Source organism: Actinomyces oris (assembly GCF_001929375.1).
Classification (GTDB): domain Bacteria; phylum Actinomycetota; class Actinomycetes; order Actinomycetales; family Actinomycetaceae; genus Actinomyces; species Actinomyces oris_B.
On sequence record NZ_MSGO01000018.1, the window covers coordinates 23,318 to 35,821 of the forward strand.

Annotated in this window: 10 protein-coding genes; 5 read left to right on the plus strand and 5 right to left on the minus strand. The window is 67.0% G+C overall.

The genetic code is table 11. The annotated features are described in order from the left end of the window. Positions 1–54: 54 nt before the first annotated feature. Together BKH32_RS05170 and BKH32_RS05175 are read left to right on the plus strand one after the other, a co-directional pair. Positions 55–1,695 carry a DUF262 domain-containing protein gene (locus tag BKH32_RS05170; protein WP_075248950.1) on the plus strand — a complete coding sequence of 547 codons (1,641 nt, stop codon included), beginning with the start codon at positions 55–57 and terminating at the stop codon, positions 1,693–1,695. After that, complete coding sequence (locus tag BKH32_RS05175; protein WP_075248951.1) at positions 1,692–2,906, plus strand: type II toxin-antitoxin system HipA family toxin; 1,215 nt, start codon at positions 1,692–1,694, stop codon at positions 2,904–2,906. The genes BKH32_RS05170 and BKH32_RS05175 overlap by 4 nt, the downstream gene beginning before the upstream one ends. Before the next feature lie 109 nt (positions 2,907–3,015). Here the strand turns inward: BKH32_RS05175 and BKH32_RS05180 are convergent, their stop codons facing one another. The 5 genes from BKH32_RS05180 to BKH32_RS05200 form a co-directional block, all read right to left on the minus strand. Then, a complete protein-coding gene (locus tag BKH32_RS05180; RefSeq protein WP_075248952.1) occupies positions 3,016–4,830 on the minus strand; it encodes a carbohydrate-binding domain-containing protein in 1,815 nt (604 codons plus the stop codon). A 61-nt stretch (positions 4,831–4,891) separates the two neighbouring features. Then, positions 4,892–5,896, minus strand: a complete 1,005-nt coding sequence (locus BKH32_RS05185; protein WP_075248953.1) for a polyphosphate polymerase domain-containing protein — start codon at positions 5,894–5,896, stop codon at positions 4,892–4,894. Between the two features lie 52 nt (positions 5,897–5,948). Then, the gene (locus BKH32_RS05190; protein ID WP_075248954.1) at positions 5,949–6,758 is read right to left on the minus strand and encodes a DUF4956 domain-containing protein; all 810 of its coding nucleotides are present in this window, start codon (positions 6,756–6,758) and stop codon (positions 5,949–5,951) included. A gap of 278 nt (positions 6,759–7,036) precedes the next feature. Next, entirely contained in the window at positions 7,037–7,858 is an 822-nt protein-coding gene (locus BKH32_RS05195; RefSeq protein WP_075248955.1) for a polyphosphate polymerase domain-containing protein, read from the minus strand. 132 nt (positions 7,859–7,990) lie between these two features. Continuing rightward, the gene (locus tag BKH32_RS05200; protein ID WP_075248956.1) at positions 7,991–8,869 is read right to left on the minus strand and encodes a DUF4956 domain-containing protein; all 879 of its coding nucleotides are present in this window, start codon (positions 8,867–8,869) and stop codon (positions 7,991–7,993) included. 684 nt (positions 8,870–9,553) lie between these two features. On the opposite strand from BKH32_RS05200, the gene nrdH reads away from it, so the two are divergent. Genes nrdH through nrdE form a run of 3 tightly spaced genes read left to right on the plus strand, consistent with a single transcriptional unit; the run spans position 9,554 to position 12,368 of the window. After that, complete coding sequence (gene nrdH / locus BKH32_RS05205) at positions 9,554–9,799, plus strand: glutaredoxin-like protein NrdH (RefSeq protein WP_003788409.1); 246 nt, start codon at positions 9,554–9,556, stop codon at positions 9,797–9,799. 17 nt (positions 9,800–9,816) lie between these two features. Continuing rightward, positions 9,817–10,227 carry a class Ib ribonucleoside-diphosphate reductase assembly flavoprotein NrdI gene (gene nrdI / locus BKH32_RS05210; protein WP_075248957.1) on the plus strand — a complete coding sequence of 137 codons (411 nt, stop codon included), beginning with the start codon at positions 9,817–9,819 and terminating at the stop codon, positions 10,225–10,227. Continuing rightward, a complete protein-coding gene (gene nrdE / locus BKH32_RS05215) occupies positions 10,212–12,368 on the plus strand; it encodes a class 1b ribonucleoside-diphosphate reductase subunit alpha (protein ID WP_075248958.1) in 2,157 nt (718 codons plus the stop codon). The genes nrdI and nrdE overlap by 16 nt, the downstream gene beginning before the upstream one ends. The last annotated feature ends 136 nt before the right edge of the window (positions 12,369–12,504 follow it).

Genomic DNA, 12,504 nt, shown 5'->3' on the forward strand with positions numbered 1-12,504 from the left:
GGGCGGTCTTAAGGGCGTATCGATGATGTCGGCACGGTTCGGCATAATTGATGTATGAGCGAACCGCAGGCAGTCTCCAGCAGCCAGAGCTACAGCATTGCGCAGCTGCGCTCGCTGGTGAAATCCGGTCGTCTGCGCGTGCCGCAGTTCCAGCGCTCCTTCCGCTGGGAGAAGCAGGATGTCCTCAATCTCGTTGACTCCGTGCTTCGCGGTTATCCGATCGGCAGCCTTCTGCTCTGGAAGCGGGAGGCTGAGGCGGAGCATTTGAGGATCGGTGCCCTTGACATTGAAGCCAGCAGCATCCCGGATGCCCTGTGGGTGGTGGATGGTCAGCAACGCATCACCAGCCTCGTCAATGCCATGGACCCGGAAGGGGCGCACGATCCGAGGTTCTCCCTGGGGTACTCCTTGGAGGAGCAGAAGGTCACCCCTGTGTGTGATTCGGGGGCATCACTCATCGTGCCTTTACCCGACCTGTTCGATCTGGGACGTGCACTGGCGTGGTTGAGAGACAATCCTGATGGAACGGAGTATGCCTCGCATATCCAGGATGTGACCGGGAGGCTCGCTGATGTCTCGGTCCCCGCGACGATCATGGAGGATGCCGATGAGGCGGTTCTCCGGGAGGTGTTTGACCGAATCAATAATCGGGGTAAGAAGCTCAATGCCGCGGAGATCTTCGATGCGATTCACGGTGGTCCGAGCGATGGGATGACGACGGCGGGCATCGCGGCACACGTCGACGAGCGGACCCATTTCGGTGCCTTGGCGGACAAGGTTGTGGTCCAGGCGCTCCTGGTGCGACGCCACACGGACATCACTCGCGACGTTCATGGGGAATTCTCTCCTAGCCGTCGGGCTGTCAGCGATTTTCCCAATGAGAGTCAGGAAGAGGCGTATCTGGAAACGGAGCGGTCTCTTGTGGCTGCCGCGCTGTTCCTCCAGCAGTGCGGCATCCCCCATATGACGTTTCTTCCGTTTCGATTCCAGCTGCTGGTCCTGGCAAGATTCTTCGCCTTCTTCCCTCACGCTCAGGACCGTAATCTTGAGCTGCTTCGACGCTGGTTCTGGCGCACGAGCGTCGGTGCCGATGACCTCGGTATCAACGGCTCTCAGACGGACCTTCGCGATATGGCTGCCTGTCTCGTCCCCGGTCAGGAGTCGGCGTCGGTCCAAAGGCTTCTCAGCGCAGCGGCACTCGCGAACCCTCCCCAGGTCCCTGATCTCCGTGTGTTCCGAGCCACTCGCTCCGACAGCAAGGTGATCCTCGCTGCGATGTGGAACCTGGAACCGGTGGATCCTGACTCGGGCGCCCCGATAACAGTGGAGACGCTGGCTGCGCAGCTCGAGGGTGAGACGACGCCGCGAGGCGTGGTCTCCGACCTGGTCCCGGCCTCCGCTCTTCCGGACGGAGCCCCTGTCGCCGCTAACAAGGTGATCTCGACAAGGGATCGTCGAGATCTCCTCTCTCTCCTGGATGGCGAGTCCGATCTCGCCTCGCTGCTCCTGAACGCACGGATCCTGCACGACCTCCAGGGGAACCGGTACAACGACGCCATTGAGGCGAGAACTGAGCCGCTGCGCAGCTACCTCGATAGCTTCATCAGGGCGCGGACCGCATACGGGCATGAGGACACCCCGCCGCTCGGTGACTACATCACCGACGGGGAATGGCAGGAAGGTGAAGCGTCATGATGGAGGCGGTCTACGCGGTTCTCCTCCACGGGGAGCATGTCGGAGTGATCCATCGCAGAGACGCCTTCACGAAGTTCGTCTTCGACCGGGACTACTGGGACCGTCCGAACCGCGCGGTGCTGGGACGCTGGTTCGAGGAGAATCCGCGCAAGCAGTCGCGGGCGACCAACTGGGTGCCCGCATGGTTCTCCAATCTCCTGCCCGAGGGAGGCCTCAGAGAGCTGATTGCTCGTGAGCAGGGAGTCGACACCAACCGCGAGATCGATCTCCTTATACGGATCGGAGCGGATCTTCCCGGAGCCGTCCAGGTCGTCCCCGACCCCGAGGCGCCTGTCGATGAGGGTTTCGGGGCGGCGGCTGATGGGCTCGTGAACGTGTCCGGACCTTCCGCACGTCTGCGCTTCTCCTTGGCGGGGGTGGGGCTGAAGTTCTCCATGCGTCAGGAGGGCGACCGCCTGGTGCTCCCCGCCCACGGAGAGGACGGCGGCTGGATCGTGAAGACACCCGATGGGACCTATCCGGGGCTCGTGGCGAACGAGGCCGCCGTGATGCGATTGGCCGGCGAGGTCGGTATCGAGGTTCCTGAGGTCCACGTGAGGCACCGAGGTCAGGTGGATGAGCTGGGAGAAGGAGCATGGCCGTCTGATGAGGACGAGGCCTACGTGGTGCGCCGCTTCGATCGGACAGCCGAGGGGCGCGTGCATATTGAGGACTTCGCCCAGGTGCTGGGACGCTTCGGTCTTGGTGAGGGGAAGTACCGTTCCGCGGTCGAGGCCGTCGCCGCCATCGCCTATCGCGGGCGGGATCACGCCTCGCTGCGGGAGATGGTGCGCCGGACGGTTTTCAACCTGTTTGTCGGGAACGGGGACGCCCACCTCAAGAACTGGTCACTCATCTACCCGGATCGGAAGATAGCGCGGCTCTCGCCCGCCTATGACCTCGTATGCACGGCCGTCTACCCCCACCAGGCAGACCTGGGCCTGCCCTTCTTCGGTACAGTGCGGCTCTCGGAGATCTCCCGGGACCACTTCGCACGGCTTCAAGCGGCTCTCAATGTCGACGACGATGACGTTCTTGACGTCGTTGACGAGATGATCGAACGGTTCTGTCAGGCCTGGGCGGCCGGTGTCGCCGAAGGACTACCAACGCCGGTGGCCACATGGATAGAGGAGCACCGTGAGCGGACTCGTCAGCAGCTGACGCAGACCTGACGGACAGCGCTCGGTCTTGGGAGGATCCGGGCCCACCAACACGGCACGTTGTCCGGACGGGGGCCGCAGCGTTGCGCTGCGGCCCCCCACCTTCAGTGTCCAGCCCGGGTCAGCTGCTCTGGGCGGTGCTGGACGTACTGTTCGACTGGCTGTTCTGGCTGCTCTGGTTGCCGGACTGCTGGCCCTGCCCGCCACCGGGCTGCTGGCCGTTGGACTGCTGCTCGCCGCCGGGCTGCTGGCCCTGCCCGCCGCCGGGCTGACCGTCCTGATCGCCCTGGCCTCCACCCATGGGACCGCCCGTCCCGGCCGACAGCGCCGAGGCCGTCCCCGTGGCCGAGCCGCCGGACGACGTCGCCACCGTGTACTGCTGGCCCTCGGTGAGCCCCAGCACCGTGATCGCCTCAGCCGTGAAGTCGACCTTGAGCGAGGCCACCTGCGCCCCGGAGGCGTCCGTGACGGTGAGCGTGTCCCCCGCGCTCACCGACGGCGAGCCCGTCACCCCCACGAGCCGGCTCTCGCCGTTGGCGTCCACCGAGCCGTCCATCGCGCCGGCCTGCCCCGAGACCACCACGATCCCGCCCTTGACGTAGGCCGAGCCGTTGGAGTCGATGCCGTCGGAGGAGGCGTAGGAGACCTCCACCTCGCCGCCGCTGATCGTGAGCACCGAGCCGTCGTCGGACTCGGAGTCGGCGTTCTCGTGCCCCTCGATGACGTGGTCGCCGTTGGAGGCGTTGATGCCGTCGTCGCCGGCCGCGATGGACAGCTCCCCGCCGGCCACGTTGATGAACGCCGCCTGCAGCCCCTCATCGGCCGCGTTGACGGTGACCTTCCCGGAGTCCTGCGTGTAGCTCACCCCGGCGTTGATGCCCTTGGGTGAGGGCGTCGAGGAGTCCGCCGTCGACTCCTGCCCGGGCGGGGCCTGCTCCTCAACGGTGGCGTTGGCCTGGCCGCCACCGGCTGTGATCGTCAGGGTCGTGTCCTTGACGGTGACGTCCGTGGTCGCCGAGATCGCGTCGTCGGTGGAGGTCAGCGTGATGCTCGCCTTGCCCAGGGAGATGAAGCCCTTCGTCTCATCGTCGCCCTCACTGGACTTCAGGGCGTCGCCGCCGGCCTCCACCGTCAGCGTCCCGGCCTCCACCACCAGGTAGTCCTTGCCGCGCAGGCCGTCGTCGGCGGCCTTGACCTTGATGGTGGTGCTGCCAGTGATGATGAGGCCGTTCTTGGAGGAGATGCCGTCCTTGTAGGAGCCGGTCACGTCCAGCTGGCCGGTCCCGGTGACGGTGAGGGTGTCGGAGGAGAACAGGGCCGCCGTGGCCTCCTGCCCCGAGGCGTAGCTCTGGCCGTCGGTCAGCGTGTTCTTGGAGTCCTTGGCCAGGACCACGATCGCGTCGCCGGCGTCCTGGATGTCGATGGCCGGCCCGTCCGAGCTCGTGATGCTCGCGCCCTTGAGGACCAGGCGCACGTCGGCCTTGGGGGCGTTGACGACGATCCGCCCGTTGCTGAGCTCGCCGCTGATGACATAGGTGCCGGCGCCGCTGATGGTGACGGTGCCCCCATCGACCTTCACATTGCTCGACGCCGACCCGCTGGCCGAGGCCGACGACCCCGACAGCGTGATCGTGGTGGCCGACGACGTGTCCGGGGTCCCGGCGTCGTCCGCGGAGCTCGAGGCGTCCTCCACAGAGGCGTTGGCCCCCAGGATGTCGGAGACGCTCGCGCCGGTCGACGCCGTGGCGACCGACGAGGAGATCGTCGTCCACGTCGTGTCCGACTCACTCGAGCCGGAGGTGCTGGCGTTGCTGGAGGCCGAGGAGGTCGAGCAGCCGGCCGCCAGGGCGATCGCGGCCAGGAGCGCGACGGCTCCGGTCGCCCGGCGGCGGAGTCGGTTGAGGGGCTTGGTCGTCATCGTCTTGGTGGTCTTCATGGTTTCTGGGCCTCTTCTTCTCAGGTCCGGTGTCGGATCGTGGGTGGTCTGGGGGGGGCGCTCAGGCGGCGCTCGCGGTGGCGTGGGCGGCGTCGATGCTCTTCGGGTTGGAGCGGTCGGTGCCGAACAGGTCGGCGAGCTCGTGGGTCAGGGTCCGGTACCACCGGTTGGCGGGCAGCTCGGGGTGGAGCAGCGCCATTCCGGTGGCGTACTTCGAGATGCGGGCGGGGCGGTGGCCGGCGTCCCACAGGGCCCGGTCCGCAGGCGAGGGCGTGGCCGGGTTCTTCGTCTCGACGACGGCGACGCCCGCTACCGCCACCGGCTCACCGTCGTCGATGGCCGCGGTCAGGTGGGCCGGGCGCAGGGTCTGCGGGGCCCCGGCGACGGTCGCGGTCCTTGCGTGGACCCCCGGCGTCAGGCGCCGCCAGGTCAGGGCTGTGTCGATGGTGGCCCGGGCCTCGGCGCGCGGCAGGTGCAGGGTGGTGCGCTTGTAGGTGGTGGCCAGCACCGGCCGCAGCGCGGAGGCGACGGCCGGACCGGTGACCCCCGTGCTCGCCAGGCAGGCGGCCACGAAGGCGCGGCCCGGGCCGGTGAGGCGGGAGGCGTCGTCGGCGTGGTAGCCCATGCGCCGCTTGACGGTGGTGCCGCGCGCACCGCGGGTCTTGACCTCCAGGAAGCACAGGCCGGAGTCCAGGTAGGTGCGGGTGCGCACCTTGAAGCGCCGACGCCGCTTGCGGGCCGTGAGCATGAAGGCCTCCAGCCCCGGGGTGTCGAAGTAGGTCGAGGCGTAGGAGAAGCGGCGCCGCCCGTCGATGTCCAGGACCCGGGCATCGGAGGTGAGGCCGCCCACGAGCTCCTGCGCGCGCTCCAGCGGCACCAGGTACTTGCGGTCCACCCGGGTCAGCAGGCCGGCGGCGCTGTTGAGCTCGGCGAGACTGGTGGGGGCCAGGTGGTCGGCGCTCAGGGGGGCCGACGTCGGAGCCTGAGACTCCGCGGAGGAGGCTGCCGGGGAGGTGCTCACGGTCATCGTCGAGATCATTGTCGAGATCGTCGTCGAGGTCATCATCGGGGTCCTGGTCTGTCCTGGTCTGTCCTGTCGGGTTCGTCCGGGTCGGCGGTCAGTGCGAGGCCACGGCCGCGGGCGAGGCCGCCTGAGTGCTGGAGCGGGTGACGTACTGGGTGGCTGGCGCCATGGTGAGGGGCTGGGTCTGGACGGCCTGGGTGCGGGCGCCGGCCTGCGCGGCGTTCAGGCGCGTGCCGCCCCAGGGTCGGGCGGTCTGCGTCTCGCGGGTGACGGCACCGGTCGGTGCGGTGACCGGCTGCGGGGCGGGGACGGCGTCGTCGAAGGCCGGGGCGGTCTCGAGCTCGGCGGGGGTGTGGCGCGGCACCCGGAAGCGGACGTCGACGGTGGTGGTGTCGTTGACCAGGTCGAGGCGCTGGACCTCCACCGAGCGGACCTGCCCGCCCAGGGTGTGCTCCAGGTGGGCGATGAGTGCGGTCTCGTTGGTGATGGCGTGGTCGAGGACGATCACCTGGTGACGGTTTCGGCGCATGAGCGCGGGGTGGTCGCCGATCCACAGGGCGGCGACGACGGTGCCCATGAGGGCCGCCACCATCCCGATGGGTGCGGTCTGGATCCCGCCGAGCAGACCCAGGGCCAGGGCCGCGAAGAAGTAGGCGACCTCGTGCTGGGCCAGCTCGGTGGAGCGCAGGCGGATGATGGACAGGACGCCGAAGAGCCCCAGGCCCAGGCCGGCAGCGACGCTCGCCGTCGACAGCAGCAGGGTGACGGCCAGGACGCCCACGTTGACGCCGATGTAGGCGGCCATGAGGTCCTTGCGGGAGTGGCGTGGGGCGTAGAGCGCCCCGACCAGGACGGCGAGGGCGATCAGGTCGGCGGCGATGTAGGTCAGGGTGGTCAGGCTCATCGGGAGGCTCCTGTCGGGTCAATCGGACCGGTGACGGGCCTGGCCGCGGGGTGGGCAGCAGGGGGTGCGCCCTCAGCGCGCCGCGGTGTCGTGCGGCTCCGTCCGGTGAGAAACAGTCAACGGGCGCATTCCATGAGCGCGCTGTGAACAGGGCATGGGGGAGGCATGACTTGCCGCGCCACAGCGTGAGGCGACGAACAGCGCCTCCGCAGGCGGGCGGGGCCCGTGACCTCCGGAGGCGCAGGCGAGGGGTGAGGTGGGAGCGTGACGGCTGCTTCTCAGGCCGCGAGCTGGTGCGACGGGGCCTGACGCCGGTAGCGCCCCAGGTTCCGCTTGATGGTACGGTTCCACCGGTTGGTGGGCAGATTCGCGTACAGCAGCGCCATGCCGGTGGCGTACTTCGAGATACGGGTCGGCCGGTGCCCCTGATTCCACAGGAGGCGGTCCGTGGGGGAGGCCGTGGAGGGGTTCTTCGTCTCGACGACGTTGAGGTGAACCACTGAGACCCTCTGCTCGAGGCGCTTCCCATCGGGGCCGAACAGGTCCCAGGTGAGCTGGGTGTCGAAGGTGGCGCGGGCCTCGTCATGGGGCAGGTGCAGGGTGGTGCGGTTGTAGGTGGAGCCCAGGACCGGGATGAGGGTGTCAGCGATCGTGCGCGCCTCGTCCGGGGAGCAGGTGCCGGACTCCACGAGGCGCTCGATGACGAACAGGTGACCGTCGGGCGTGATGCGGTCGGCGTCGTCGGGGTCGTACTTGAAGCGGTCCTTGACCGTGGCCCCGCGTGACCCGTTGGTCTTGACCTCCAGGAAGCACAGGTTGGAGTCCAGGTAGGTGCGAGTGCGCACCTTGAAGCGCCGACGGCGCTTGCGGGCCGCCAGGAAGTAGGCGTCCAGGCTTGGGGTGTCGAAGTAGGTCGAGGCGTAGCGGAAGTGGCGCAGACCGTCGATCTGGAGGACCTGCGCCCGTGGGGCCAGGTAGTTGATGACGTGTTGGGTGTCGACGGGGGGCACCAGGTACTTGCGGTCCATGCGGGTCAGGAGGCTCGCCTCGGAGTTGAGCTCGGCGAGGGTGATCGTGTTGATGCCGTCGGTGTTCAGCACGGTGCAGTCCTTTCCGGGGTCGGAGGTCGCGAGGTGGGGGCCGGTGCTGCTGGGTGGCAGTGGTGGCGGGGAGGCGGCGGTGGCTGCGTGATGGTGTGGTGGTGGCGCCGCCGGTGAGGCGGGCCGGCTCGGTCAGTTGTAACGGGGCTGCATCATGGACGAAGGGTTGTCCACCTGAGCGTGCTGCTGGGAGGTGCGCTGCTGGCGGTGACCGGTGATCCAGTCGTACCGGGGCGGGGCGGTGGCCGCTGCTGCGGCGCTGTCGGCCACGGGGGCCTTGGGCCAGAGCTGCTCAATGGTGGGCTGAGCCTGAGTGGAGACTTGAGCGAGGACGTGAGGCGGAACCTCCTGGATCAGGCGGGGGCGCTGCGGCACCTCCTCCTGGGACACCTGGGCGGCCTGCGACTGAGCCGGTTTCGCTGTGCGGGTCCGAGGACGCAGCCGGTAGTGGACCTCCACGACGGTGGTGTCGTTGACCAGGTCCAGGGTCATGAGGTCGACGGTGCGCACCTGGGCGCCGAGCAGGTCCTCAAGCTCGGTGATGAGCTCGTTCTCGTCGCTGATGGCCCGATCGAGGGTGACGACCTGGTTGCGGTTGCGGCGCATGAGCGCCGGGTGGTCGCCCACCCACAGGGAGGCGAGGATGAGGACCATGAGGATGGCGACGATGATGAGGTGGGCGATGTGCTCGCTCTTGATGCCGCCGAGCAGGCCCAGGGCCAGGGCCGCGAAGAAGTAGGCCACCTCCCCCTGGGCCAGGGAGGTGGAACGCAGACGGATGATGGACAGGACGCCGAAGAGCCCCAGACCCAGGCCGGCTCCGACGTTGTCACTCGTTGACAGCAGCAGGGTGACGGCCAGGACGCCCACGTTGACGCCGATGTAGGCGGCCACGAGGTCGCGGCGACCGTGGCGCGGAATGTAGAGGGCCCCGACCAGGAGTGCGAGGGCCACCAGGTCGGCACCGATGTAGGCCAGTGTCAGTGGTAGGTCGTGCAACACCTGCTGCATGAGGTTGTCCTTGGGGGAGATGGGTCAGGAACCGTAATATTACGATAACATAACGATGGGTCGATCTGAATGAATGGCACTGCGTATGAGCCTCCTGCTCAGTGTGAGGCTGCGTACTCTCGGTTCGACCTCCGATGTTTCTACGATTACTTCCGCCCCGGTTGTGCGCCGTGGGTGGGGGCGGTGGTCGAGGTGGTCGCCTTCGTCGCCGTCAGGTCCCGGTAATTTGCTGGGTGTTCGCTGGATGTGGCGACACGCCGAACGGGCGCGTCTGAGAGGGTGAGTTCTGCGTCTCCATCCCCAGGGCTGGGGGTAGCGCGCCGACGGCGACCGGCCCTCCCTGTGGTTAAGGGGGGTGAATAGATGTCGTACCCGTGCAGGACCATCGTTGTGCGGATTGTGGGGATGGGGTCGAGCCTCTCCAGCGAGGCGTCCACGGACTGTCTCCACCAGCCGTCCACAGTGAGGCGAGTGTTTTCCACAGAGGGGAGGGGTGGTGTGCACAGGGCCACGCTAGACACAGCATCTTGGGGTGATGGACCCGGATCACCCCAAGGGGTAGTGTCTTGCTCCGCGGGGCCGTTCTGGCCTCCCGTGAATGACAAGCGTGTGGTGCCGCCGGCGCAGTCCCTGTCCGGGGACGGGCCGCAGTCACCGCCACCCGATCCTGAGGAAGAGACGGACATGGCGATCACCATCTACAGCAAGCCCAACTGCGTCCAGTGCACGGCCACCTACCGCGCCATGGACAAGGCCGGCCTGTCCTACGAGACGGTGGACATCTCCTTGGACGCTCAGGCCCTCGAGCAGGTCAAGTCCCTGGGGTACGCCCAGGCTCCCGTCGTCGTCGCCGGAGAGGACCACTGGTCCGGTTTCCGTCCGGACAAGATCAAGACTCTCGCCCTGGCCGTCGAGTCCGTCGCGGTCTGAGGCCGTGGGGGCGCGCCGTGAGTAGCGGGCCTCTGCTGGTCTACTTCTCCTCCACCTCGGAGAACACGCACCGATTCGTGGGTAAGCTCGGCTTCCCGACGGCGCGTATTCCCTTAAGACGCACGGATCCGCCGTTGACCGTGCACGAGGAGTACGTCCTGGTCGTCCCCACCTACGGTGGTGGTTCCATCAAGGGGGCGGTGCCCAAGCAGGTCATCGCCTTCCTCAACAACCCGGACAACCGGGCCCTGTGCCGGGGCGTCATCGCCTCTGGCAACACCAACTTCGGCCAGGCCTACTGCCTGGCGGGTGACATCATCGCCAGCAAGCTGGGGGTGCCGTTCCTGTACCGCTACGAGCTGCTCGGCACCCCCACGGACGTCGCACACGTCAAAGAAGGATTGGAAGACTTTTGGCAGACACGCTGACGGACACCGGCTCTGAGACCGTGTCCTCCCCGAAGTTGGACTACCACGCGCTCAACGCGAAGCTGAACCTCTACGACGCGCAGGGCAGGATCCAGTTCGACGCCGACCATGAGGCCGCCCGGCAGTACTTCCTCCAGCACGTCAACCAGAACACGGTCTTCTTCCACGACCTGGAGGAGAAGCTCGAGTACCTGGTCGAGGAGGGCTACTACGAGGGCCACATCCTGGACAAGTACTCCCCGGAGTTCGTCAAGTCCGCCTTCAAGGCCGCCTACGCCCACAAGTTCCGCTTCGAGACCTTCCTGGGCGCCTTCAAGTACTACACGTCCTACACGCTCAAGACCTTCGACGGGAAGCGCTACCTGGAGCGCTTCGAGGACCGCGTCACCATGGTGGCCCTCACCCTGGCCGACGGTGATGAGCAGCTGGCCCTCGACCTCGTCGATGAGATGATGTCCGGCCGCTTCCAGCCGGCCACCCCCACGTTCCTCAACGAGGGCAAGGCCCAGCGCGGGGAGCCCGTCTCCTGCTTCCTCGTGCGCATCGAGGACAACATGGAGTCGATCGCCCGCGGCATCAACTCCGCCCTCCAGCTGTCCAAGCGCGGCGGGGGAGTGGCCCTCCTGCTGAGCAACCTGCGGGAGATGGGCGCCCCCATCAAGCGCATCGAGAACCAGTCCAGCGGCGTCATCCCCGTCATGAAGCTGCTGGAGGACTCCTTCTCCTACGCCAACCAGCTCGGGGCCCGCCAGGGTGCGGGGGCCGTCTACCTGCACGCCCACCACCCCGACATCATGCGGTTCCTGGACACCAAGCGTGAGAACGCCGATGAGAAGATCCGCATCAAGACCCTCTCGCTGGGCGTCGTCATCCCGGACATCACCTTCGAGCTGGCCCGCAACAACGAGGACATGTACCTCTTCAGCCCCTACGACGTCGAGCGCGTCTACGGCATGCCCTTCGCGGATATCAACGTCACCGAGAAGTACCGCGAGATGGTGGACGACGGGCGCATCAAGAAGAAGAAGATCAATGCCCGCACCTTCTTCCAGACCCTGGCCGAGATCCAGTTCGAGTCCGGCTACCCGTACGTCATGTTCGAGGACACGGTCAACAGGGCCAACCCCATCAAGGGCAAGGTCGTCATGTCCAACCTGTGCTCCGAGATCCTTCAGGTCTCCGAGCCCAGCGAGCTCAACGAGGACCTCACCTTCGCCCACGTGGGCAAGGACATCTCCTGCAACCTGGGCAGCCTCAACATCGCCAAGACGATGGACTCCCCGGACTTCGCCCGCACGATCCGCACTGCCGTGCGCGGCCTGACCGCCGTCAGCGACCAGACCCACCTGCCCAGCGTCCCCTCCATCGACCGGGGCAACCACGAGTCGCACGCCATCGGCCTGGGGCAGATGAATCTCCACGGCTTTCTGGCGCGCGAGCGCATCCACTACGGCTCTCAGGAGGGCCTGGACTTCACCAACGTCTACTTCGCCAGCGTCCTGTTCGCCGCCCTGACGGCGTCGAACGAGATGGCCGTGGAGCGCGGGGAGAGCTTCGTGGGTTTCGAGGACTCGACCTATGCCAGCGGCGAGTTCTTCGAGAAGTACGTGACCCAGGACTTCGTGCCGGTCACCGAGCGCGTCAAGGAGATCTTCGCGGCCTCCAGCGTGCACGTGCCCACACGTCAGGACTGGGCCGAGCTGGCGGAGAAGGTCAAGAAGGGCGGCCTGTACAACCGCAACCTGCAGGCCGTGCCGCCCACCGGCTCGATCTCCTACATCAACAACTCCACCTCCTCGATCCACCCGATCGTGGCCAAGGTGGAGATCCGCAAGGAGGGCAAGATCGGCCGCGTCTACTACCCGGCGCCCTTCATGACGAATGACAACCTCGAGTACTACCGGGACGCCTACGAGATCGGCCCCGAGAAGATCATCGACACCTATGCCGTGGCCACCCAGCACGTGGACCAGGGGCTGAGCCTCACACTGTTCTTCCCGGACACGGCCACCACTCGCGACGTCAACCGCGCCCAGATCTACGCCTGGCGCAAGGGCATCAAGACCCTCTACTACATCCGCCTGCGTCAGGCCGCCCTGACCGGCACCGAGGTCGAGGGCTGCGTCTCCTGCATGCTGTGAGCCGGCCGCCGTCGGCTGCCTGCCCATGACCGACGTCGGGGCCGAGAGGACATGACTCCTCTCGGCCCCGACAGCGCATTGGAATCAGGCTAGAGAATCCGAGCTGTCCTGTGAGCCTAGCCTCGAGTTTTCATCG

What these genes read in the sequence shown, in the direction of transcription:
- BKH32_RS05175 (WP_075248951.1), top strand. Translation starts at nt 1,692, where the DNA reads ATGATGGAGGCGGTCTACGCGGTTCTCCTCCACGGGGAGCATGTCGGA.
- BKH32_RS05170 (WP_075248950.1), top strand. Translation starts at nt 55, where the DNA reads ATGAGCGAACCGCAGGCAGTCTCCAGCAGCCAGAGCTACAGCATTGCG.
- nrdH (WP_003788409.1), top strand. Translation starts at nt 9,554, where the DNA reads ATGGCGATCACCATCTACAGCAAGCCCAACTGCGTCCAGTGCACGGCC.
- BKH32_RS05180 (WP_075248952.1), bottom strand. Translation starts at nt 4,830, where the DNA reads ATGAAGACCACCAAGACGATGACGACCAAGCCCCTCAACCGACTCCGC.
- BKH32_RS05185 (WP_075248953.1), bottom strand. Translation starts at nt 5,896, where the DNA reads ATGATGACCTCGACGACGATCTCGACAATGATCTCGACGATGACCGTG.
- BKH32_RS05200 (WP_075248956.1), bottom strand. Translation starts at nt 8,869, where the DNA reads ATGCAGCAGGTGTTGCACGACCTACCACTGACACTGGCCTACATCGGT.
- BKH32_RS05190 (WP_075248954.1), bottom strand. Translation starts at nt 6,758, where the DNA reads ATGAGCCTGACCACCCTGACCTACATCGCCGCCGACCTGATCGCCCTC.